This is a genomic window from Mycobacterium sp. pUA109 (assembly GCF_041287095.1).
GTDB lineage: Bacteria > Actinomycetota > Actinomycetes > Mycobacteriales > Mycobacteriaceae > Mycobacterium.
In genome coordinates, this window is the sequence record NZ_JBGGKS010000005.1 from 259,816 (window position 1) to 282,081 (window position 22,266).

A 22,266-nucleotide genomic window follows, 5' to 3' on the forward strand; every position below is an offset into this window, starting at 1 on the left:
ATGGGAAAGGTGAGGCGTCGGTGAGCGCTGGTGGTACGCCCCCGCACTCGGGACCGAACGCGTCCCCAGCGGTTCCGCTGACCCCCGGCGTCAGCCCCGCCTGGCTGCGCCCGCTGGTCGACAACGTGGGGCAGATCCCGGCCGCCTACCGCCGCCGGCTGCCCGCCGATGTGCTGGCGCTGGTGACCGCGGCCAAAGCCACCGCGGCACTGCGCCGCAACGGACGCGACGCGGCGGTGCTGGTGCTGTTTTCCGGACCCGAATCGTCGGCCGGTGTTCCCGACGAGGCCGACCTGCTGGTCACCGTGCGGGCCTCCACCCTGCGCCATCATGCCGGTCAGGCCGCGTTCCCCGGCGGCGCATCCGACCCCGACGACAACGGTCCGGTGGCCACCGCGCTGCGGGAGGCCCGCGAGGAAACCGGTGTCGACCCGGCCCGGCTGCATCCGCTGGCGACGATGGAGCGGACGTTCATCGCGCCGTCGGGCTTCCACGTGGTGCCGGTGCTGGCCTACTCACCCGATCCGGGTCCGGTGACCGTCGTCGACGAAGCCGAGACCGCGATCGTGGCGCGGGTCCCGCTGCGCGCCTTCATCAATCCGGAGAACCGCCTGATGGTGTACCGCCGCGCGCACGGCCACCGCTGGGCCGGGCCGGCGTTCCTGCTCAACGAGATGCTGGTGTGGGGCTTCACCGGCCAGGTGATCTCCGCGATGCTGGACGTGGCCGGCTGGGCGCAGCCCTGGGACACCGCCGACGTCCGGGAACTGGACGCGGCGATGGCGCTGGTCGACAACGGAGGCGGTACACGACGATGACCTCGTCACAGTGGCTGGATATCGCGGTGCTGGCCGTCGCGTTCGTGGCGGCGGTCTCGGGCTGGCGCTCCGGCGCATTGGGCTCGGTGTTGTCGTTCGTCGGGGTGGCGCTGGGCGCGGTCGCCGGCGTGCTGCTGGCCCCGCACCTGGTCAGCCACGTCACCGGGGCCCGGCCCAAGTTGTTCGCCGCCCTGTTTCTGATCCTGTCCATGGTGGTGGTCGGCGAGGTCGCCGGGGTGGTGCTGGGCCGGGCGGTGCGCGGCGCGATCCACAGCCGCGCCGTGCGGGGCCTCGACTCGCTGATCGGGGTGGCGCTGCAGCTGGTGGTGGTGCTGGTGGCGGCCTGGTTGCTGGCGACGCCGTTGACCTCGTCGGATCAGCCGAGCTTGGCGGCCGCGGTGCGCGGATCCCGGGTGTTGGCGGAGGTCAACGATGTCGCGCCCCCCTGGCTGAAAACCGTGCCGAAGCGGGTGTCGGCGCTGCTGGACAACTCCGGGCTGCCCGACGTGTTGGAGCCGTTCAGCCGCACCCCGATCGTGGCCGTGGATGCACCGGATGCGGCGCTGTCCGACAACCCGGTGGTGACGGCCACCGAGCCCAGCGTGGTCAAGATCCGCGGCGTGGCGACCAGCTGCCAGAAGGTGTTGGAGGGCACCGGGTTTGTGGTCGCCCCCAGCCGGGTGATGACCAACGCCCACGTGGTGGCGGGCTCCAACAGCGTCACCGTGGAAGCCGAGGGCAAACCCTACGACGCGACGGTGGTGTCCTTCGACCCCGAGGTCGACATCGCGATCCTCGCGGTGCCCGATCTGCCGCCGTCGCCGCTGGCGTTCGTCGACTCACCGGCGCGATCGGACACCAACGCCATCGTGCTGGGCTATCCCGGCGGCGGCGGTTTCGAAGCGACCCCGGCGCGGATCCGGGAGATCATCGAACTCAACGGTCCCGACATCTACCGCAATGCGACGGTCACCCGTGAGGTGTACACGATCCGCGGCACTGTGCGCCAAGGCAATTCCGGCGGCCCGCTGATCGACGTCAACGGCAAGGTGTTGGGCGTGGTGTTCGGCGCCGCCGTCGACGACAACGACACCGGTTTCGTGTTGACCGCCAAAGAGGTGGCCCGACAGTTGGCCAAGATCGGTGACACCACGGCGGTGTCCACCGAGACGTGTGTCAGCTGAGCCCCTGGTGCACCCGCCGCAAGAACCGGGATAGCTGCGCGTTGACCTGCTCGGGTGCTTCTTCGTGGCTGAAATGGCCTGCGCCGGCGACCGATACGTAGCGCCCGTGCGGCGCGTAGCGCCGGGTGCGCTCGACCGGGTCGGCCAACACGTACGGGTCGGCGTCCCCGTGCACGTGCAGCAACGGGATGGCCACGCCGCGCTTCATGGCTTTCATGAACCGGCGGCCCTCGTCGCGCAACTGGCTGCGCACCGCCCAACGCTGATATTCCAGCGCGCAGTGCGCGGCCGACGGTATCTGAATGGCCCGCCGCAGATGACCGACGGTTTCGCAGAAGTCTTCGCTGGCCTGCCATTTGGCGGTGGAGCGGCTGCGCACCAGCCGTTCGATCTCGGCGGCGTCGGCGCGGGTCAGCACGTGTTCGGGCCACATCGGCAGCTGATAGCGCAACAGCCACGGCAGCAGGGCCCGACGCTGATCGGGCCGGGCCAGCATGGAGGCGCGCAACGCCGCCGGATGCGGTGAGCTGATCACCGCGATGGCCCGGACCAGCCGCGGATGCAGCAGTGCGGTGGCCCAGCACACCAGGCCGCCGTCGGCGTGGCCGACCAGGGTCGCCGACGAGTGCCCGAGGGCGCGGATCAACCCGGCGGTGTCGCCGGCCAGTGTCCAGCCGTCATAGCCGCGGGGCGGTTTGTCGCTGCCGCCGTAGCCCCGCAGGTCGACCGCCACCACCCGCGCGTTCGCCAGCCCGCGCAGCTGATGCCGCCACGACCACCAGAACGAGCCGAACCCGTGCAGCAGGATGACCAGCGGTTGGGTGGGCGGCGGCGGTGCACCTTGCGGGTTTGCCGCCTCGACGACGTGGAACCGAATTCCGTTGGCGTGGATGTCCAGATGCCGCCACGGCCCGTCGATGCGGGTGATCGACGGGTCCGGTGCGGCCATCTACCAGCCCGACGGATCGGTGGGCGTCCGCCCCTCGACCGCGGCCGGGGCGGGCTTGGTGTGGTCGGGGCGCAACGCGGTGCGGGTCTCTTTGACCGACGCGATCGTCTCCCGCGGCCCCCGGATCCGGCGCACCTTCAAATACCCGAACACCGCCAGCGCCCCGGTGACCAGCACCATGATCCCGAACACGATGGCGAACGCCACCCAGCGCCACAGCCAGGTGTCGAGCAGTTCGGCGAGAAAGAAGAAGAAAAAGAAGGTGGAGTAAAACAGCACCACCAGCGCGGCGATGAAAAAGACGCTGCCGGTCAACCCCTTCTTGACGTCGCGGGTGATCTCGGCGCGGGCGAGCTCGACTTCGGCGCGTACCAGCGTCGAGACCTGGGTCGTCGCCTCCTTGACCAGATCGCCGAGCGAAGGATCACCGGCCACGGCGTGCGGGTCGACCAGGGGGATCGCGGTCAAGGTGCCCGGCACCCCGTTCTTGCGGTCGGCGTTGCTTGAAGCCTTGCTCACTCCACGGTCCTCCCGGTTCGCTGTCCTCGCGGGTTATGTTGCCATGCGGTGCCGGGCGGCACGAGGCTAACCGCGGTGAGGCCCGAGCAAGCGACGCCTGTTGCTTGTGTGGTCAGGTTAGACTGCGCGCTAGTACCCGGGTCGGCCTCGTTGACGGGAGTCAGGGCATTGCAGATCGCACACCGCTGGGGGCTTCGCGTTGCCGCCGCACTGGTGGCTCTCGCCGCGGTGGCGGCACCGGGCTGGCCGACCGGCCCGGCCATCGCCGCCGATAACAAGGTGGCGCTGGGCGGTGGCGCCGGAATCGTCGTCGACGTCGACACGCTGTGCACGCTGACCACGATCGGCCACGACAACACCGGCGCCCTGATCGGGTTCACCTCCGCGCACTGCGGCGGGCCCGGCGCCCAGGTCGCCGCCGAGGGCGCCGAGGGCAACGGCCCGGTGGGCACCATGGTGGCCGGCAACGACAACCTGGACTATGCGGTGATCCGGTTCGATCCGGCCAAGGTGAACCCGGTGGCCAACTTCGACGGCTTCGCGATCAACGGCATCGGTCCCGATCCGGCGTTCGGCCAGGTGGCCTGCAAACAGGGCCGCACCACCGGCAACTCGTGCGGCGTCACCTGGGGGCCCGGGCAAGATCCGGGCACCATCGTCATGCAGGTGTGTGGGCAGCCCGGCGACTCCGGGGGACCGGTCACCGTCAACAACATGCTGGTCGGCATGATCCACGGTGCGTTCAGCGATGCGCTGCCGACGTGTGTGGTCAAGTACATTCCGCTGCACACCCCGGCGGTGGTGATGTCGATCAACGCGGTCATCGACGACGTCAACAGCAAGAACCGGCCCGGCGCCGGCTTCGTGCCCATCCCGGCCTAATCGGCCGAGCGCCGACTGTGCGGTGTCATACGCCTGCACCCGCGTTTGGCGTATAAAGCCGCACACTCGGCGGCACCGGCGGCCAGCTACTTGGCGGCCCGGATCGCTTCGAACACACCGGGATCCAGCAGCGTCGAGGTATCCCCGAGCTCGCGGCCGTCGGCGACGTCGCGCAGCAGCCGGCGCATGATCTTGCCGCTGCGGGTCTTGGGCAACTCGGGCACCACGTGGATCTCGCGTGGCCGGGCGATCGGTGAGATCTCCCGAGCCACCTGGGCGCGCAGCTCGTCGACCATCTGCTCGCCGCGGTCGGCGTGGGAGCCCTCCAGCACCACGAACGCGCAGATCCCTTGCCCGGTCTGCTCATCGGTGGCGCCGACCACCGCCGCCTCGGCCACCCCGGAATGGCCGACCAGCGCCGACTCCACTTCCGCGGTGGAGATCCGGTGCCCGGACACGTTCATCACATCGTCGATGCGGCCCAACACCCAGATGTCGCCGTCGGCGTCGTAGCGGGCGCCGTCGCCGGCGAAATACCAACCCTGCGCGGCGAACCGGGACCAGTAGGTGTCCACGAAACGCTCCGGGTCGCCCCAGATGCCGCGCGCCATCGCCGGCCACGGTTCGTCCAGCACCAGGTACCCGCTGGGTTGTTCGCCGTGGTCGCCGCCCGGTGCCAGCCGGTTGCCGTCGTCGTCGACGATGCGCGCCGAAATCCCGGGCAGCGGGGTCATCGCCGCGCCCGGCTTGGTGGCGGTGATCCCGGGCAGCGGCGAGATCATCGTCGCGCCGGTCTCGGTCTGCCACCAGGTGTCGACCACCGGCGTGCATCCGGCACCGATGACGGTGCGATACCACCGCCACGCTTCGGGGTTGATCGGCTCACCGACCGAGCCCAGCAACCGCAGGCTGGACAGGTCGTGTTTGTCCGGGATCTCCCGGCCCCACTTCATGAAGGTGCGGATCAACGTAGGGGCGGTGTAATACGTTGTCACACCGTATTTTTCGATGATGTCGAAATGCCGGTGACCGTCGGGGAAGTCCGGGGTGCCCTCGTAGAGGACTTCGGTGACCCCGTTGGCCAGCGGGCCGTAGACGGCGTAGGTGTGCCCGGTGACCCAGCCGACGTCGGCGGTGCACCAGAACACGTCGGTGTCGGCTTTGACGTCGAAGATGTAGTGGTGGGTGTAGGCGGCTTGGGTCAGGTAGCCGCCGCTGGTGTGCACGATGCCCTTCGGCTTGCCGGTGGTGCCCGAGGTGTACAGCAAAAACAGCGGATGCTCGGCCTCGAACGCCGCCGGGGTGTGCCGATCGGACGCCGCGCCGACGATATCGTGCCACCACAGGTCGCGGCCCGCCGTCCAGGCCACGTCGCCGCCGGTACGGCGCACCACCAGCACATGTTCGACGGTGTCGGCGCCGGCCACCGCCTCGTCCACGGCGCTTTTCAGCGGGGCGGGTTTGCCGCGCCGGTACTGCCCGTCGGCGGTGATCACCAGCTTCGCCTCGGCGTCGTCGATCCGGGCTCGCAGCGCGGCGGCGGAGAAGCCGGCGAACACCACGCTGTGCAACACCCCCAGCCGCGCGCAGGCCAGCATCGCGATGATGGTCTCGGGGATCATCGGCAAATAGATCGCCACCCGGTCCCCGGCGACCAAACCCAACTCGGTCAACGCGTTGGCGGCCCGGGACACCTCGGCGAGCAGGTCGGCGTAGCTGAGGCTGCGGGCATCCCCGACCGGCTCGCCCTCCCAGTGGATGGCCACCCGGTCGCCGTGGCCGGCCTGCACGTGGCGGTCCACGCAGTTGTAGGCCACGTTGAGGGTGCCGTCGGCGAACCACCGCGCGAACGGGGCCGCCGACCAGTCCAGTACCTGGGTAAACGGCGTCGCCCAGGACAGCCGGTGGGCCTGCTCAGCCCAAAACGCCAGCCGGTCCTGCTCGGCCGCCCGGTACAGCTCGGGACCCGCGTTGGTCTGCGCGGCGAACGTTGCGGGCGGCGGGTACGACGCCGGCGCGTCGGGATGCGTCTCGGTCACGCCACGAGCCTAATCACCGCGGCTGAACGTCGGCGTGTCGCCGTCGGCCGCCCCCGAAGCCCCCCGCGGTACCCCTTACTGTCGCTGGCATGCGTGCGAAGCGTGCCGCGGCGGTGCTGGCCGCCGGATTGCTGGTGCTCGCAGCGCTGGCCGGCTGCGGGGCCGGCGGCACCGACACCGACCTGGTGGTGGTCAACGCCGGGGAGCCGCAGAACCCGTTGATTCCCACCAACACCAACGAGACCAACGGCGCACGGATTCTGGAGCGGCTCTTCGCCGGGTTGGTGTCCTACGACGCGACCGGCGCCCCGGCGCTGGAGGTCGCGCAGGCCATCGAGACCCGCGACAACCTCAACTACCGGATCACGATCAAACCCGGCTGGACGTTCACCGACGGGTCGCCGGTGACGGCCCACTCGTTCGTTGACGCGTGGAATTACGGCGCCCTGACCACCCACGCCCAGCTGCAGCAGAGCTTCTTTAGCGCGATCGACGGCTACGACCAGCTGGCCGCGCCGACCCCGACCGCGCAGACGATGTCGGGACTGCACGTGGTCAGCGACACCGAATTCACGGTGCGGCTCAAGGCCCCGACCATCGACTTCACCCTGCGGCTGGGATCCACGCCGTTCTTGCCGTTGCCGCGGGCCGCCTTCGACGATATGACCGCCTTTGGTCGCCGCCCGATCGGCAACGGGCCCTACCGGATGGACGACGCGCAACCGCACCCCTGGCAGCACAACGTCAAAATCGACCTGGTACCCAACCCCGGCTACCACGGCAACCGGGTCGCCCAGAACCGCGGGCTGCGGTTCATTCTGTACGCCAACCTGGAGACCGCCTACGCCGACCTGCTGGCCGGCAACCTCGACGTGCTCGACACCGTGCCGCCCAGCGCGCTGCCGACCTACCGTCGTGAACTCGGCGACCGCGCGATCAGCGGATCGGTGGCGGTCAACCAGAGTCTGGACACGCCGCTGCGGCTGCCGCATTTCGGCGGCGAGGAAGGCCGGCTGCGTCGGCTGGCGCTGTCGGCGGCGATCAACCGGCCGCAGATCTGCCGCCGGATATTCGCCGACACCCGGGTCCCGGCGCGCGACTTCACCGCCCGATCGCTGCCCGGCTTCGACCCGAACCTGCCCGGAAACGACGCCCTGGTCTACGATCCGCAACGCGCCCAACGACTATGGGCGCAGGCCGACACCATCTCCGCGTGGTCCGGCCGGTACCTGATCGCCTACAACGCCGACGGCGGGCATCAGGAATGGGTGGACGCGGTGGCCAACAGCATCAAAAACACCCTCGGTATCGACGCCGCCGGGGCGCCGCAACCCACCTTCGCGGGGTTTCGCACCCAGATCAGCCAGCACACCATGGGCACCGCGTTTCGCGCCGGCTGGCAGGGCGACTATCCCTCGCTGCTGGAATTCCTCGAACCGCTGTTCGTCACCGGTGCCGGCGCCAACGACATCGGCTACTCCAATCCGCGGTTCGACGCGGCGCTGCAGACCGCGCTGGCCGCACCCACCCTGGACCAGGCGCACCTGTTGACCAACGCCGCGCAGCGAATCCTGTTGCATGACATGCCCGTTGTCGCGCTGTGGGACTACGCCACCGCGGCCGGGCACTCGACGGCGGTCCGCGACGTCACGATCGCTTGGAACGGCATGCCCGACTACGAGCACATCGTCAAGGACGGCTGACATGATCAGCTACCTCGGCCGGCGGCTGCTGGTGATGATCCCGGTGTTCTTCGGGGCGACGCTGCTGATCTACGGTCTGGTGTTTCTGCTGCCCGGCGACCCGATCGCGGCGCTGGGCGGGGACCGGGCGGTCAGCCCGGCGGTCGCCGCCCAACTGCGGGCCCAATACCACCTCGATGACCCATTCTGGCTGCAGTACGTCAAGTACCTGCAGGGCCTGACCCGGGGTGACCTGGGCCAGTCGTTTTCCGGCTTGCCGATCAGCGAGGTGCTGGCGCAAGCGTTTCCGGTGACGATCCGGTTAGCCCTGGTCGCGCTGGCGGTGGAGGCGGCCCTCGGGGTTGGGCTGGGCGTGATCGCCGGGCTGCGCAAGGGCGGCCTCTTCGATGCCAGCGTGCTGCTGACCAGCCTGGTCATCATCGCCGTGCCGATTTTCGTGCTCGGCTTCATCGCCCAGTACGTCGTCGGCGTCAAGCTCGGGCTCGCCCCGGCCACGGTCGGGGACCAGCCGACGTTGCGTCGTTTGCTGCTACCGGGTTTCGTGCTCGGGGCGGTGTCGTTTGCCTACGTGGTGCGGCTGACCCGGTCGGCGGTGGCCGCCAACGCCCACGCCGACTATGTGCGCACCGCCACCGCCACCGGGCTGTCCCGGCCGCGGGTGGTCGTCGTGCACATCCTGCGCAACTCACTGATCCCGGTGGTGACGTTTTTGGGCGCCGACCTCGGCGCGCTGATGGGCGGCGCGGTGGTCACCGAGGGCATCTTCAACATCCACGGCGTCGGCGGAGCCCTGTACCAGGCGGTCATCCGGCAGGAGGCGCCGACGGTGGTGGCGATCGTGACGGTGCTGGTGGTGGTGTATCTGCTCGCCAACCTGATGGTGGACCTGCTGTACGCGGCCCTGGACCCCCGGATCCGGTATGGCTGAACGGTTGCCGGCCGGTTTTTGGCGGGACACCTGGCGCGGCCTGCGGCGGCGACCCAAGTTCGTGGTCGCCGGGCTGCTGATCCTGCTGGTGGTCACCGCAGCGCTGGTTCCGGGCCTGTTCACCGGGATCGACCCCGGCTACGCCGATCCCGACCAGAGCATGCTCGGCCCGTCGGCGGCGCACTGGTTCGGCACCGACCTGCAGGGCCACGACATCTACGCCCGCACCATCTACGGGGCCCGGGCGTCGATCACCGTGGGCGTGGGCGCCACCGTGGCGGTGCTGCTGGTCGGCGGGGCGCTGGGGGCGCTGGCCGGCTTCTACGGCGGCTGGATCGACGCGGCGGTGTCCCGGGTCACCGACGTGTTCTTCGGCATCCCACTGTTGTTGGCGGCCATTGTGCTGATGCAGGTGATGGCGCACCGCACGGTGTGGACGGTGATCGCCATCCTGGCCTTGTTCGGCTGGCCGCAGCTGGCCCGCATCACCCGCGGCGCGGTGCTGGAGGTGCGGGCCAGTGACTATGTGCTGGCCGCCGAAGCGTTGGGGCTGGGCCGATTCCACACCCTGACCCGGCACGTGGTGCCCAACGCCATCGGCCCGGTGATCGCCGTGGCCAGCATCGCGCTCGGATTGTTCATCGTCACCGAGGCCACGCTGTCCTACCTGGGGGTGGGGCTGCCGCCGTCGGTGGTGTCCTGGGGCGGCGATATCAACCTGGCGCAGAGCCGATTACGGTCGGGGTCGACCGTACTGTTCTACCCGGCCGGCGCGCTGGCGCTTACCGTGCTGGCCTTCATGATGATGGGCGACGCGCTGCGCGACGCCCTGGACCCGGCGTCGCGGGCATGGCGCACATGACCGCGCTGCTGACCGTGGACAACCTGGAAGTCCGGTTCGGCGCGGGGCCCCCGGCGGTCCGCGGTGCCCGGCTCAGCGTGGCCGCCGGTCAAACCGTCGCGGTGGTCGGCGAGTCGGGTTCGGGCAAATCCACCACGGCGGCGGCGATTCTGGGGCTGCTGCCGCCGGGCGGCCGCATCACCGGCGGGACGATCACCTTCGACGGCGTCGACATCACCGGCGCTGACCGGCGGCGGCTGGGGGCGATCCGGGGCGCCGGCATCGGCTTCGTCCCGCAGGACCCGATGACCAACCTGAACCCGGTGTGGAAGGTCGGCTTCCAGATCCGCCAGGCGCTGCGCGCCAACAGCATCGACCGCCGGGCGGTCCGGCAGCGGGCGGTGGACCTGCTCGCCGAGGCCGGCATGCCCGATCCGGCGACCCACGCGTACCGCTATCCGCACCAGCTGTCCGGCGGGATGTGCCAGCGCGCGCTGATCGCCCTCGGATTGGCGGGCCAGCCGCGGCTGCTGATCGCCGACGAGCCCACCTCGGCCCTGGATGTCACCGTGCAGCGACAGGTGCTCGACGGGCTGCAGCGGCTCACCAGCGAGCTGGGCACCGCCGTGCTGCTGATCACCCACGACCTGGCGCTGGCGGCCGAACGGGCCGAGGAGCTGGTCGTGATGCACGACGGGAGGGTGGTGGAAACCGGTCCCGCACAGCGGGTCTTGACCCAGCCGCAGCACCCCTACACCCGCAAGCTGGTGGGCGCGGCACCGTCGCTGGCGGCGCGGCGGCCCAGGCCGCCGGTGCCCGAGCCGGCCGGCCGCGGCGGCGAGCTGTTGGCGGTCAGCGGGCTGACCAAAATCTATCCGGGTGGGCCACCGTGGCGGCGCACCGAATTTCGGGCCGTCGACGACGTGTCGTTCACCGTGGCGCGCGGCACCACCGTGGCGGTCGCCGGCGAATCCGGCTCGGGCAAGTCCACCCTGGCGCGGATGGTGCTGGGCCTGCTGCCGCCCACCGCCGGGACCGTGGTGTTCGACGGCCAACCGATCACCGGGCTGGACCGGCGGGCGGTGTTGGCGTTTCGGCGCCGGGTGCAGCCGGTGTTTCAAAACCCCTACAGCAGCCTGGATCCGATGTATTCGGTGTTTCGGATCATCGAGGAGCCGCTGCGCATTCACCGGATCGGGGGGCGCCGGGAACGGGACCGCGCGGTGCGGGAGCTGGCGGACCAGGTGGCGCTGCCGGCCTCGGTGCTGGACCGGTTGCCGCGGGAGCTGTCCGGCGGGCAACGCCAACGGGTCGCGATCGCCCGAGCGTTGGCGCTGCGACCGCAGCTGCTGGTCTGCGACGAAGCGGTCTCGGCGCTGGATGTCGTGGTGCAGGCCCAGATCCTGGACCTGCTCGCCGGGCTGCAGGCCAGCCTGGGCCTGGCGTACCTGTTCATCAGCCACGACCTGGCCGTCATCCGGCAGATCGCCGACGACGTGCTGGTGATGCGGGGCGGAAAGGTGGTCGAGCATGCGCCCACCGAGGCGGTGTTCACCGCGCCGGCCCACGACTACACCGCCCGGCTGGTGGCGGCCATTCCCGGGTTGCCTCGCCCCAGCGGCTATCGTGGCGCCGATGAGCACTGACCCGCTGGCGCCGCTGATGGACCTGCCCGGGGTGGCCGCCGCCTGCGATCAGGCGCGCGACGCGCTGGGCCGGGCCCACCGGCATAAGGCCAACCTGCGCGGCTGGCCGGTGACCGCCGCCGAAGCCGCGCTGCGCGCGGCCCGGGCGTCGTCGGTGCTGGACGGCGGCCCGGTGCAGCTGGACGACTCGGCCACCGCCGATCCGGTCTTCGCCGGCGCGCTGCGCGTGACGCAGGCGCTGGAGGGCGGGGAGACCAGCCTGGTGGGGGTGTGGCGGCGGGCACCGCTGCAGGCGCTGGCGCGGCTGCACATGCTGGCCGCCGCCGACCAGGTCGACGAGGACAAGCTGGGCCGGCCCCGCGCCGAGGCCGAGGTCGGGCCCCGGCTGGAGTTGCTGGCCGAGATCGTCACCGGCGCGACGCAGGCGCCGGCTCCGGTGGTGGCCGCCGTCGCCCACGGGGAACTGCTGACGCTGGCACCGTTCGGCAGCGCCGACGGCGTGGTGGCGCGTGCGGTGTCGCGGCTGGTGACCATGGCCAGCGGGCTGGACCCGCACGGGCTCGGGGTGCCGGAGGTGAGCTGGATGCGCCGCGCCGGCGATTACCGCGCCGCCGCGCGCGACTTCGCCGCCGGCACCCCCGACGGGGTGGCCGCCTGGATCCTGCTGTGCTGCCGGGCGCTGAAAGACGGGGCGACCGAGGCGTTGTCGATTGCTGAGTCGACCGCCAACACCTCGTCGCACTGACCGGTCCACACACGCAAAGCGGGCGACGCTCCGTAAATTACGGCTCGCCGCCCGCTAGCACGGAACTCAGTTACCAAGCGTGCAACCATGGGCTGCGTGGGTGGCCTCGGCGATCTTGCAATGCGCCCCGGCTGCGACCCCACCCAAAGGGCCGCCGAATCCGTCCGCTTTTCGCAATTACGCAGGCCCGCAACACTTCTGCCATATTCGCGGCTGTAGCTCCGCGTGGGTACCGGGATCCGTGCTAGGTCGCCTGGTTCGGGAGGTCGAGCCTTCTCTTCCGGATCGACCTTGGCCTCCCCGGGCTTCCGTGGTTCCTTTGTACTACGTGACCACAGTCACATCAAGGGCCAATTGTGTGGCGGTGGCCGAGCCGAGATTGGATCGTGACTGCCGGAGGTTGCTGGGACTTAGAACGCGAACCGGCGCAGCAGCGAGTAGGTGAGCGCCCCGGCCGCCAGCGCGCTGGCGCCCACCACCGCCGTCGTCGCCACCGCGGCGCCCGACGGCGCCGGCAGCCGGTCCCGCAGCGACACCGGCCGCGAGAAGGTGAGCACCGGCCAGTCCCGGGCCATCGCCTCCTTGCGCAGCGCCCGATCGGGATTCACCGCGGCCGGGTGGCCGACGACCTCCAGCATGGGCAGGTCGGTGATCGAATCGGAATAGGCGTAGCAGTGTTCGAGCGGATACCCCTCCCGCGCGGCCAGTTCCCGGATGGCCTGCACCTTGCCTTCCCCGTAGCAATAGAACGCCACCTCGCCGGTGTACTTGCCGTCTTCGACCACCATCCGGGTGGCCATCGCGTGGGTGGCGCCCAGCGCGCGTGCGATCGGGGCGACGATCTCCTCCCCGGAGGCCGAGACCACCACGACGTCGCGGCCGCACAGCTTGTGGTCGGCGATCAGCTCCGCGGCTTCGGCGAACACCAGCGGAGTGACGATCTGGTCCAGGGTTTCGGCGACAATCGCCTTGACCTGTTCCACATCCCAGCCGGTGCACATATTGGTCAGATGACTGCGCATTCGGTCCATCTGATCGTGGTCGGCACCGGAGAGCAGGAAAAGGAATTGGGCGTAGCTGGATTCGAGTACGGTTCGGCGGCTAATCAGTCCTTGGTCGAAGAAGGGTTTGCTGAACGCCAGCGTGCTGGACTTGGCGATCACCGTCTTATCAAGATCGAAAAAGGCGGCCGTGCGAGTCGGCGCACCGGTGGTTGCCGGTGCTTGCGAGGGGATTTGCTGCGGGGCGCCCGAGTCGGAGGCGGTCACCGATCCAGCATAGGGCGGCGGTGCCGCGGGTCGCGACGTTGTGTAGGAAATGGCAGTTCACGGTGGGTGCCGACGGCCACACCGACCGCCCCGTAGCGGTGGTGCGCCGTGCTGTCTGTGGCAAGCAGTACTTGCGCTCGCCCGCGTTGTCGTGTGTATAGTGAGCATTACTCGGCCTAGTCCGAGGGTGTATCAGTCCGACCCCCCGGGGCTGATGCACGACGACCCTCGCCTCCTCCCCCCCTGGCGGGGGTCGTCCCTTATCTCCAGTAAATTCTTCGCCGGTTTCAGCCAATGCCGTGCTGGAACGTGTTGCAGAAACACGGATTCGGGCGCTGCGCCGGTTCTCGGTGCACAGTTGGACGCCGATCCACAGCCCCGCGCCGACGGCCCGGTCGGTGACTGGCGCAGCGCGACAGCACCCGGCACGGTGGGCCGGTGTTGTCCACCGCCGGCGTCTTGGCCATGGTGACCGAACCCGCGCTGCGCGAGGAAGCAGACCGGGTCGGCGCCGCGGTCGGCGTGCGGGTCATCCATGCCGGGGCCGGGCCGCCGACGGTGAGCCGCAAGACCTGGATCGCCGCCCTGGCCGTGCTGCTGGACGAGCCGGCCGCGCACCGGTGCGCGCGGGCCCTGCTGCCGCGGCGGGCCCATGTGGTGCTGGCCACCGGCGCCCCGCCGCGCACCTCGACGTGGGAAGCGGCGATCGCGGTCGGCGCCCAACGCGTGGTGACGCTGCCCGCCGAGGGGCATGCACTGGTTCGCGAGCTTGCCGAGGCGGCCGAATTCGCCGGCGGCGACCGAAGGTGCGGCCAGGTGGTGGCCGTCGTCGGCGGGCGCGGCGGGGCCGGCGCCTCGCTGTTCGCCGCCGCGCTGGCGCAGACCGTCGGTGATGCGCTGCTGGTCGACCTCGACCCGTACGGGGGCGGCATCGACCTGCTGGTCGGCAGCGAAAACAAGCCGGGTTTGCGGTGGCCGGATCTGGCCGTGCAGGGCGGACGGGTGGACTGGTCGGCGGTGCGGGAAGCGCTGCCGCGCCATCGCGGCATCAGTGTGCTGTCCGGTATTCGGCCCGGCTGTCCGCCGGAGCCGACGGCGGTGGACGCGGTGCTCGACGCCGCGCGCCGCGGCGGCGTGACCGCGGTCTGCGACGTGCCGCGCGGCGGCACCGACGCCGGCGAAACCGCGCTGCACGCCGCAGATCTCGTCGTCGCGGTGAGCAGCTGCGATGTGCGGGCCTGTGCCGCGAGCGCGGCGACCGGCGCGGCGCTGTCCGCGCTCAACCCCAACGTGGGGCTGGTGGTGCGCGGGCCGTCGCCCGGCGGGCTGCGCGCCGGGGAGGTCGCCGACATCGTCGGCCTGCCGCTGTTGGCGGCGATGCGCGCCGAGCCGCGCATCGCCGAACAACTCGACCGCGGCGGTTTACGGCTGCCGCGCCGCGCGGCGCTCACCGCGGCCGCCCGCCGGGTACTGGCGGTGCTGGCCGCGGGCGGACACGTGCAACGGGCCGGGCCGGCATGACCGGGTCGCTGATCGAGCGGGTTCGGGAGCGGTTGGCCACCGAATCCGCCCCGCTGCGGCCCGCGGTGGTCGCGGCCGCGATTCGCGCCGAGTCCGGCGGTGTGCTCGGCGACACCGAAGTGCTCACCAATCTGCGGCTGCTGCAGACCGAGCTGACCGGCGCGGGCATCCTCGAGCCGTTGCTGTGCGCCGCCGCCACCACCGATGTTCTGGTCACCGCACCGGATGCCGTGTGGGTCGACGACGGCCAGGGTTTGCGACGCACCTCGATCCGGTTTGCCGACGAGGCGGCGGTCCGGCGCCTGGCGCAGCGACTGGCGCTGGCCGCCGGGCGCCGCCTCGACGACGCGCAACCCTGGGTGGACGGTCAGTTGACCGGCATCGGCACCGGTGAGTTCGCGGTGCGCCTGCACGCCATCCTGCCGCCGATCGCGGCCGACGGAACCTGCCTGTCGCTGCGGGTGCTGCGGCCGGCCAGCCAGGGGCTGACCGCACTGACCGCGGCCGGCGCGATCGCCGCGGACGCGGCGGAGCTGCTGGCGCGCATCATTGCGGCGCGGCTGGCGTTTCTGGTGTCGGGCGGCACCGGGGCCGGGAAGACCACGCTGCTGGCCGCCCTGCTGGGCGCGGTCGCCCCCGAGGAACGGATCGTGTGTGTGGAGGACGCCGCCGAGTTGGCGCCCCGGCATCCGCACCTGGTCAAGCTGGTCGCGCGCCGGGCCAACGTGGAAGGCGTCGGCGAGGTGACGGTGCGCCAGCTGGTCCGGCAGGCGCTGCGGATGCGCCCGGACCGCATCGTGGTCGGCGAGGTCCGCGGCGCCGAAGTGGTCGACCTGCTGGCGGCGTTGAACACCGGGCACGACGGCGGGGCGGGCACCGTGCACGCCAACAATCCGGCCGAGGTTCCGGCCCGGTTGGAGGCGTTGGCCGCATTGGGCGGGCTGGACCGTGCCGCGCTGCACAGTCAGCTCGCCGCCGCCGTGTTATCTGTAGGGCGACTCAGGGTGTATCCGACTGTGTCTGATGGTGAGGTTTGACGGTTCACGGGGCGTGGGGAACATGGTTATCTGTAGGGCTGTATCCGATGGTTTGTGGGCTGGCACGGTGAATCCTGGGCGGCCACGATCGGGGTAACGCACTAACGCACAAGTGGTGTGAGTAGCACCACTCGCTCCTTACCCTCGACATATGCCGGTCACCAGTCGCTACGAGGTTGCGCGGCGCGCCGGTGTGCGGATGGCGACGCTGCGGGAGTGGTTCGCGGCCGGACTGCTACCCGAGCGCGGTCCGTGGACGGTGCGGCAAATCCGCGAAGCCGAGTTCCGGGCCAGAGGAGGCATCCGCCGCGGCCCGCGCAAAGGGCACGGCACCTATGCCCGCTGGCGCTACGGCTGCCACTGCGACGATTGTTGCGCAGCGCGGCGTGCCCTCCACAACAAGTACAGACAGGCTGCCGCGGTCGCTCGCTGGAAGGTGCTCGGCCCGCAGCTGTGCGAGCTGCTGGCCGCCGGCGCCCGATACCGTGACGCGGCTGTCCAGGTGGGGGCGACGACGCGGGAGGTGGCCGCGTACCGGCGCCGCGACCCGGCCTTCGCGGAGCGGCTCGACGCCGCGCTGACTGCGGGTCGTGACCCGAACCTGGTGCATGGCGGAGGACCCGGGTGGCAAGCAGGATGCCGATGCCCCGAATGCCGGGCCTACCACGAGGCTCACCGGTAGATTGCGCGCCCCAGACTCACTCTCCGGGCGCGGGCGATGACACGGCGATTGTGTCTGGTTCGCCGAGGATGCGTTCGATGACCGCCCGCTGCTGCTGGCTCAGCATGTCCGCTGTGTAACCATCGATGGCGATCGCCCACCACACGGTGCGGTTGAGCGGGCAGTTGGGACACGTGCGGGGACTGATCACGCCGAGTGCGCCTATCCGCGGCGGGTAGTCCCAGCCGACAGCGTGAGCCTCATCCGGTGTGAGGATTTCCTCGACGCCGCACACCTCGCAGATGTGCCTCAGCTGCATGGCTGTGACGGTAATGGCGGGTGCGGACAGTTGTGAACGCGATCGGGCATAGGCCGTTTGAGTAGCGTTCACCTCACGACGGGGCAGGGGCTTGCTTGGCGGCATTGGACCTGCCCCGTTTCGATTTCAGCATCAATAAGTGAATGCCGGCGTTGCGGGGCGAAGGTGGTGTTGCGTCGGCGCGGTGGAAGCGTGACCGGCTTAACCCACGCGGTCGCCCGGTTGTGCATCCGAATCCGGGCGAATCAAGAGCACCCTTCCGTCGGAGTAGGTCCCGAGAACTAGGACCTCCGAGCGGACCGGGCCGATTTGGCGCGGCGGAAAGTTCACGACGCCAAGGACCATTCGATTGAGCAGTTCGTCGCGAGAGTAGTTTACGATCTGGGCCGAAGATCGCTTGAGCCCGATCTCGGGACCGAAGTCGACACGCAGCTTCCATGCCGGGCGTCTGGCTTCTGGGAAGTCGTCCACTTCGATCACGCGACCTACCCTGATATCTACGGCTGCGAACTGCTCGAACGGCACAGATTCCACGCTCAGACAGTATCGCTATCAGCCGTTGAGGCGGGCGCCCGCTGGGGCGACCGATAACCGTGGTGGTCGTGTGTTACTCGACGCGCCGCAATGCCTCGGGGGTAAGGTCAGCCAGGCTGGGGTAGCCGTCGATGGCCATGATCAGGTCGGCCTCGGCCAGTAGCGAGCGCAGCACGTGCACGACGCCGCCGGCGCCGCCCAGCGCCAGCCCGTAGGCGTACGGGCGGCCGATGCCCACTGCGGTCGCTCCCAGGGCGAGGGCTTTGATGATGTCGGCGCCGCTGCGGATCCCGGAGTCGAATAGCACCGGCAGCCCGTCGGCGGCCTGCACCAGGGCGGGCAGGCAGTCCAGTGTCGGTAGGCCGCCGTTGGCGTGGCGGCCGCCGTGGTTGGAGCAGTAGATGCCGTCGACTCCGCCGTCTTTGGCGCGGCGCGCATCGTCGGGGTGACAGATGCCCTTGACGATCAGCGGGAGGGCGGTCAGCGAGCGCAGCCACGGCAGGTCATCCCAGGTCAGCGGATTGTTCCAGATTTGCGACCAGTGCCGCATGGTGGCTTGCGGATCCTGCTCGGGCGGCTGGGCCAGAGCGGCCCGAAACACCGGGTCGGACGTGTAGTTGGCCAGGCAGTGCCCGCGCAGCGGGGGAGAGTATGCCGTCGCCAGATCGCGCGGGCGCCACCCGGTCACCGACTGGTCCAGAGCGATGACGATGGCTTGATACCCGGCGGCCTCGGCGCGGTGCACCAAACTGGCGGCCAGTTCCCGGTCCTTCGGCACATACAGCTGGAAGAACCCTGGGGTGTCGCCGAATTCGGCGGCCACATCCTCCAGCGGATCGGCGGTGAACGTGGACACCATCATCGGCACTCCGGTGGTAGCGGCGGCGCGGGCGGTGGCCAAGTCGCCGTGGCCGTCCTGGGTGCAAATGCCGATAACGCCGATCGGGGCCATGAACATCGGCGCCGGTAACGTCATGCCGAACAGCTGCACCGACAGGTCGCGGTCGGCGGCGCCGACGAACATCCGCGGGATCAACCCCCAGCGCTCGAACGCGGCGACATTGGCCCGCTGGGTGTGTTCATCACCAGCACCACCGGCGACATAGGACCACACCTGTGGCGGCATCGCCGCCGAGGCCTTAGTCTCCAAGTCGGCGTAGGCCATCGGCAGCGACGGCGCCACCCCGGACAAGGCCTGCAGATAGATCTCTGACTGGTAGTCGCCAAATGCCACGGCCGCTAGCCTGCCGCCGTCGCCGAATCTTATGCAACATCTTTTCCGCTACCGGTCGCTCGCGGCCCGAAACAGCGCTCGCGGATAGATCTGATTGTCAGGTGGGCCTGTCCTTGTCGCGGGGCAAGGGGCACAAGGGGCCGGCGAGCCACGTCATGACGCGTGTGTCGCTGGTGTCGACCACCTCACGGGTGAAGCGTTTGCTGGTTCGCAAGGTGCGGGGTTTTATTCTGCCGCGGTTTGCGGTCAAACTGTGACGGCCGAGGAACTCACGTCGGCATAATTGGCGGCCATGACGCTTCCGCCGCAGGTGAGTGCCATTGTTTTCGACTGCGATGGGCTGCTTCTTGACACCGAGACTTGCTGGTCACGTGCGGAAGCCGCCTTGTTCGCCGACTACGGATTTGGCTTCGGCCCAGCCGAGAAGGACCTGCTCATCGGGCGAACCCTCGCGGCGGCGTGCGACAACATGGCCGAGTATTTCGGCCGCCCCGGCATCGGTGTGCAGCTTCAGAGCGAGCTCAGTCGTCGCGTTGAGGCCGAACTCGCAGGTCACGTCGAGCCGATGCCCGGCGCTCGACAGCTCCTTGAACATCTTGGCGGCAAAATCCCACTCGCTGTAGCCACGAACAGCCCCCGCGCCATGCTCACCGCTGCGCTGACATCGTCTGGTCTTCTACAGTTCTTCGAGGTGTCGGTCGCCGCCGACGAAGTCGCTCGGCCCAAGCCTGACCCGCAGATTTACCTGGAGGCCTTCGCACGCCTTGACGCTGCTGCGCGTACTGGTGTGGCGTTCGAAGATTCCGCAACGGGAGTTGCCGCGGCACGTGCCGCGGGCACGTTTCTCATCACCGTGCCGTCCCAACCCGGAAAGCAACTGGACGGCGACGTCGTCACGAATACCCTCAACGACGCCGCGCTCGTCGAATGGGCGCAAACCGTTAAATGTCTGCCGTGAACGTTCGTGCCGACACTGGCGAGCTGCTGGCCGCCGGCGCCCGGTACGGTGACGCGGCCGTCCAGGTGGGGCCACGACGCGACCGAGCGGTCGGCGCGTTACTCACCTGCGACGAGTTAGGTGCCTGGAGTGGCGAACACGAATAGCGCCATGAACGCGAGGTTGATGAAGAACATCGCTTCGACGAGACCGACGGTGATGAGGAAGGGCGCGAACATTCGTTGTTGGGCCTCGGGTTGGCGGGCCACCCCAGCGACGAGCTGGGCGCCGGCCATGCCGTCACCGATCCCTGCGCCGATAGCTCCGCCGGCCATCATGAGCCCGCCGCCGGCGAGAGCTCCGGCGGTGATGATCGCGTGGACAAGGCCAGGGTCTGCGGCCATGACGCCTCCTTCTAAATGGGTTGGCGGAGCAGGGTCTCGACGGCGGCAATCACGGGTGCGGTGCCGTCCTCGCGGGAGATGCGCGAACCGAGCTGACGGGCGTTGCGCCGCAGCTGCGGGTCGCTGACGGCGACGCGCATTGCGTCAGCCAGTCGCTCGGCGGTGAGTTGTCGCTGGTTGATGGTGGTGGCGCTGACCCCGAGTTGGGAGAGGCGTGTGGCCCAGAACGCGCCGTCGCCGTATGCGGGCAACCCGATGGTGGGCACTCCGGCGCGAAGACCAGCCCCGGTGGTGCCTGCACCGCAGTGATGCGCCACAGCGGCTACGTGAGGGAACAGCCAGTCGTGTGGGGCTTCGCCGATGGACAGCATGTGCTCATCGGCGCAGTGCAGGCCGGTCCAGCCGGCCTGCACGATGACGCGGACACCGGCGAGTCGCGCTGCGCGGTCAATCGTGTCCGACAGCTGCTTGGCACGCGCCGGGGTGGTCACCATGCTACCGAACCCGATAAACACCGGGGGTGAACAGGCGGCAAGGAAATCGGTCAGTTCGGTTGGTGGTTCCCAGTTTCCGGCGTTGGCGGGCCACCAATATCCGGTCACCTCTAGGCCGGGTCGCCAGTCGGGCGGTCGGGGCGCCACGAGCGGCGAATACCCGTGCAGGACAGCCCACTGGCTTTTGGTGCGGTGTTTGCGTAACCGGCGCGTGGATGTTCGTGGCAGTCCGAGCTGGCGACGAAAACCTGCGACCACACCACCGTAGAGCCGGTCGATTAGCCACGCACCGGAGTCGGCGGCCCACCGGTTGCCCGCCGCACCAGCTGACCATGCGCCGAGCACCGCCGGCGGATACTGCGCGGTGGCCGACAGTGGCTGCATCCGCACCCCCAGCGAGGGAATTCCCTTGGCCGCGGCCAAGGGATGTCCGACCAGCTCGGCGAACGGGGACAGCAGCAGGACGTCGGCGGGCTGATCTGCCACCGCGGCCAGGATGTCGTTGCCCAAGGCTCGCATGCCCGCCGGTGACGCGAAGGCCGCCAGGCTTTTCCACGGCGCCACTTCAGTGTCGTGGGCGGCGCGCGGTAGTTCTGCGGGCAGCTCGTAAAACCCTAAGCCGCAGCCAAGAATCAGCTCGGCGAATGGGGTGTAGGCGGCGATGGCCACCCGGTGGCCGGCGTGTTGCAGGGCGACGCCGACTCCGGTGAGCGGGGCGACGTCGCCGCGGCTGCCGACAGCGATGATGACGACGCTGCTCATCGCGTTGCCTCTACCGCCTGGCCGAAGAGCGTGACCAGGTCCTCGCCGTAGCCGTGGACGTCGAAGTCGGGATCGCGCAGGATCTTTTCCACCACGCCGTTGACTGCGCCGCGCACGGCCAGTGCGATCGAGGCGACGGGAAAGTCGCCGAATTCGCCATCTCGCTGCCCCGCCGTCAAAATGGCGGTCGGATCCAGCGCGGCCAGTTCAGCGCGCAACTCGGGGCTGAGTCCGAGTTCATCGAAGCGGCGCCCGTCGCTGGGCCGATAACTCATTCCCAACTGGGTCAGTGCCGCCAGATGTGGGCGGTGGGTGTCGAAGTAGCCCACGCTGGCGCGGATATAAGCGGCGAGCTTGTCGGCCGCGGTGGACTGCGCCTCGATCGCCGGCACGACCACCGCGAGCGCGGCGCGATACATCTCCTCGAGGACGGCGTCGACCAGCTTGTCCTTACTACCGAAGTGATACAGCACCGCACTCATCGCCACTCCCACCCGCTCGGCGATCTTGCGGATCGACGTTTGCGCCCACCCGACCTCAGCGATCACCTCGATTGCGCACGCCACGATTTGGGCCCGCCGCGCCGACTGGGTGAACGTCATCGCCTCCCCGCGCCCATCAGATCGCATAATCAGATATTAGATCAATTGATCAGCCAGTGGAAGCCGGCAGTGTTCGCAAGGTGATGTTCACCCCACGGATGGGATCGCCATCGCCAGGGCCGAACACGGGGGACGAGCAGTTGCCTGCCCGTCGGTGAATCTTACTGTTACTTTAGAGTACGTTTATTTTTCTTATTTTTGGTGTACGGTCGCTCGTCATGGGCTTGAGAAGCCCTTGC

At 69.5% G+C, this 22,266-nt stretch carries 21 protein-coding genes and 1 pseudogene; 12 read left to right on the forward strand and 10 right to left on the reverse strand.

The genetic code is table 11. The features are described 5' to 3' along the window. The first annotated feature begins 20 nt into the window (after nucleotides 1-20). Both ACAG26_RS08460 and marP read left to right on the forward strand, forming a co-directional pair. Entirely contained in the window at nucleotides 21-818 is a 798-nt protein-coding gene (locus ACAG26_RS08460) for a CoA pyrophosphatase (protein WP_370481142.1), read from the forward strand. Further along, nucleotides 815-2,002, forward strand: a complete 1,188-nt coding sequence (gene marP / locus ACAG26_RS08465) for an acid resistance serine protease MarP (RefSeq protein WP_370481144.1) — start codon at nucleotides 815-817, stop codon at nucleotides 2,000-2,002. Before ACAG26_RS08460 ends, marP begins: the two co-directional genes overlap by 4 nt. Here the strand turns inward: marP and ACAG26_RS08470 are convergent. Together ACAG26_RS08470 and ACAG26_RS08475 are read right to left on the reverse strand one after the other, a co-directional pair. Beyond that, on the reverse strand, nucleotides 1,995-2,951 hold the full coding sequence (locus ACAG26_RS08470; protein ID WP_370481146.1) for an alpha/beta fold hydrolase: 957 nt from the start codon (nucleotides 2,949-2,951) through the stop codon (nucleotides 1,995-1,997). The genes marP and ACAG26_RS08470 overlap by 8 nt on opposite strands. Beyond that, nucleotides 2,952-3,470 (reverse strand): phage holin family protein, encoded by a 519-nt coding sequence (locus ACAG26_RS08475; protein ID WP_370481147.1) that lies wholly within the window; start codon nucleotides 3,468-3,470, stop codon nucleotides 2,952-2,954. A gap of 168 nt (nucleotides 3,471-3,638) precedes the next feature. Here ACAG26_RS08475 and ACAG26_RS08480 point away from each other — a divergent pair, with 168 nt between their 5' ends. Further along, the gene (locus tag ACAG26_RS08480; protein ID WP_370481149.1) at nucleotides 3,639-4,352 is read left to right on the forward strand and encodes a S1 family peptidase; all 714 of its coding nucleotides are present in this window, start codon (nucleotides 3,639-3,641) and stop codon (nucleotides 4,350-4,352) included. Nucleotides 4,353-4,438: 86 nt separating this feature from the next. Here the strand turns inward: ACAG26_RS08480 and acs are convergent, their stop codons facing one another. Further along, a complete protein-coding gene (acs, locus tag ACAG26_RS08485) occupies nucleotides 4,439-6,391 on the reverse strand; it encodes an acetate--CoA ligase (RefSeq protein WP_370481150.1) in 1,953 nt (650 codons plus the stop codon). A gap of 89 nt (nucleotides 6,392-6,480) precedes the next feature. Here acs and ACAG26_RS08490 point away from each other — a divergent pair, with 89 nt between their 5' ends. From ACAG26_RS08490 to ACAG26_RS08510, 5 genes are read left to right on the forward strand one after another with little or no spacing between them, the layout of a single operon-like run. Beyond that, nucleotides 6,481-8,094, forward strand: coding sequence for an ABC transporter substrate-binding protein (locus ACAG26_RS08490; RefSeq protein WP_370481152.1), 1,614 nt, complete (start codon nucleotides 6,481-6,483; stop codon nucleotides 8,092-8,094). A 1-nt stretch (nucleotide 8,095) separates the two neighbouring features. Continuing rightward, nucleotides 8,096-9,022, forward strand: coding sequence for an ABC transporter permease (locus ACAG26_RS08495; protein WP_370481154.1), 927 nt, complete (start codon nucleotides 8,096-8,098; stop codon nucleotides 9,020-9,022). Next, complete coding sequence (locus tag ACAG26_RS08500) at nucleotides 9,015-9,884, forward strand: ABC transporter permease (protein ID WP_370481156.1); 870 nt, start codon at nucleotides 9,015-9,017, stop codon at nucleotides 9,882-9,884. The genes ACAG26_RS08495 and ACAG26_RS08500 overlap by 8 nt, the downstream gene beginning before the upstream one ends. Continuing rightward, entirely contained in the window at nucleotides 9,872-11,509 is a 1,638-nt protein-coding gene (locus ACAG26_RS08505) for a dipeptide ABC transporter ATP-binding protein (RefSeq protein WP_370481159.1), read from the forward strand. The genes ACAG26_RS08500 and ACAG26_RS08505 overlap by 13 nt, the downstream gene beginning before the upstream one ends. Then, entirely contained in the window at nucleotides 11,499-12,254 is a 756-nt protein-coding gene (locus ACAG26_RS08510) for an oxidoreductase (protein WP_370481161.1), read from the forward strand. Before ACAG26_RS08505 ends, ACAG26_RS08510 begins: the two co-directional genes overlap by 11 nt. A gap of 410 nt (nucleotides 12,255-12,664) precedes the next feature. Here the strand turns inward: ACAG26_RS08510 and ACAG26_RS08515 are convergent, their stop codons facing one another. Further along, nucleotides 12,665-13,522 (reverse strand): HAD-IB family hydrolase, encoded by an 858-nt coding sequence (locus ACAG26_RS08515; protein ID WP_370481162.1) that lies wholly within the window; start codon nucleotides 13,520-13,522, stop codon nucleotides 12,665-12,667. Nucleotides 13,523-13,960: 438 nt separating this feature from the next. Between ACAG26_RS08515 and ssd the strand changes: the two genes are divergently transcribed. The 3 genes and pseudogenes from ssd (at nucleotide 13,961) to ACAG26_RS08530 (ending at nucleotide 16,762) form a co-directional block, all read left to right on the forward strand. After that, complete coding sequence (gene ssd, locus ACAG26_RS08520; protein WP_370481164.1) at nucleotides 13,961-15,043, forward strand: septum site-determining protein Ssd; 1,083 nt, start codon at nucleotides 13,961-13,963, stop codon at nucleotides 15,041-15,043. Continuing rightward, a pseudogene (locus ACAG26_RS08525) lies at nucleotides 15,040-16,026 on the forward strand (TadA family conjugal transfer-associated ATPase); the annotation flags it as partial. The gene ssd and the pseudogene ACAG26_RS08525, both read left to right, overlap by 4 nt. A gap of 205 nt (nucleotides 16,027-16,231) precedes the next feature. Further along, nucleotides 16,232-16,762, forward strand: coding sequence for a hypothetical protein (locus tag ACAG26_RS08530; RefSeq protein WP_370481167.1), 531 nt, complete (start codon nucleotides 16,232-16,234; stop codon nucleotides 16,760-16,762). A 16-nt stretch (nucleotides 16,763-16,778) separates the two neighbouring features. Here ACAG26_RS08530 and ACAG26_RS08535 read toward each other — a convergent pair whose 3' ends face one another. From ACAG26_RS08535 to ACAG26_RS08545, 3 genes are all read right to left on the reverse strand, one after another. Beyond that, nucleotides 16,779-17,060, reverse strand: a complete 282-nt coding sequence (locus ACAG26_RS08535) for a hypothetical protein (RefSeq protein WP_370481169.1) — start codon at nucleotides 17,058-17,060, stop codon at nucleotides 16,779-16,781. A 201-nt stretch (nucleotides 17,061-17,261) separates the two neighbouring features. Beyond that, nucleotides 17,262-17,594, reverse strand: coding sequence for a tRNA-binding protein (locus tag ACAG26_RS08540; RefSeq protein WP_370481170.1), 333 nt, complete (start codon nucleotides 17,592-17,594; stop codon nucleotides 17,262-17,264). Nucleotides 17,595-17,667: 73 nt separating this feature from the next. Next, complete coding sequence (locus ACAG26_RS08545) at nucleotides 17,668-18,828, reverse strand: alpha-hydroxy-acid oxidizing protein (protein WP_370481171.1); 1,161 nt, start codon at nucleotides 18,826-18,828, stop codon at nucleotides 17,668-17,670. A 292-nt stretch (nucleotides 18,829-19,120) separates the two neighbouring features. Between ACAG26_RS08545 and ACAG26_RS08550 the strand changes: the two genes are divergently transcribed. Next, nucleotides 19,121-19,786 (forward strand): HAD family hydrolase, encoded by a 666-nt coding sequence (locus ACAG26_RS08550; protein ID WP_370481174.1) that lies wholly within the window; start codon nucleotides 19,121-19,123, stop codon nucleotides 19,784-19,786. Between the two features lie 116 nt (nucleotides 19,787-19,902). On the opposite strand, the gene ACAG26_RS08555 is transcribed toward ACAG26_RS08550, so the two are convergent. Genes ACAG26_RS08555 through ACAG26_RS08565 form a run of 3 tightly spaced genes read right to left on the reverse strand, consistent with a single transcriptional unit; the run spans nucleotide 19,903 to nucleotide 22,054 of the window. Continuing rightward, a complete protein-coding gene (locus ACAG26_RS08555; RefSeq protein WP_370481176.1) occupies nucleotides 19,903-20,169 on the reverse strand; it encodes a F0F1 ATP synthase subunit C in 267 nt (88 codons plus the stop codon). An 11-nt stretch (nucleotides 20,170-20,180) separates the two neighbouring features. Further along, nucleotides 20,181-21,425 carry a glycosyltransferase gene (locus ACAG26_RS08560; protein WP_370481178.1) on the reverse strand — a complete coding sequence of 415 codons (1,245 nt, stop codon included), beginning with the start codon at nucleotides 21,423-21,425 and terminating at the stop codon, nucleotides 20,181-20,183. After that, nucleotides 21,422-22,054 (reverse strand): TetR/AcrR family transcriptional regulator, encoded by a 633-nt coding sequence (locus tag ACAG26_RS08565; protein WP_370481180.1) that lies wholly within the window; start codon nucleotides 22,052-22,054, stop codon nucleotides 21,422-21,424. Before ACAG26_RS08565 ends, ACAG26_RS08560 begins: the two co-directional genes overlap by 4 nt. Nucleotides 22,055-22,266 lie beyond the last annotated feature (212 nt).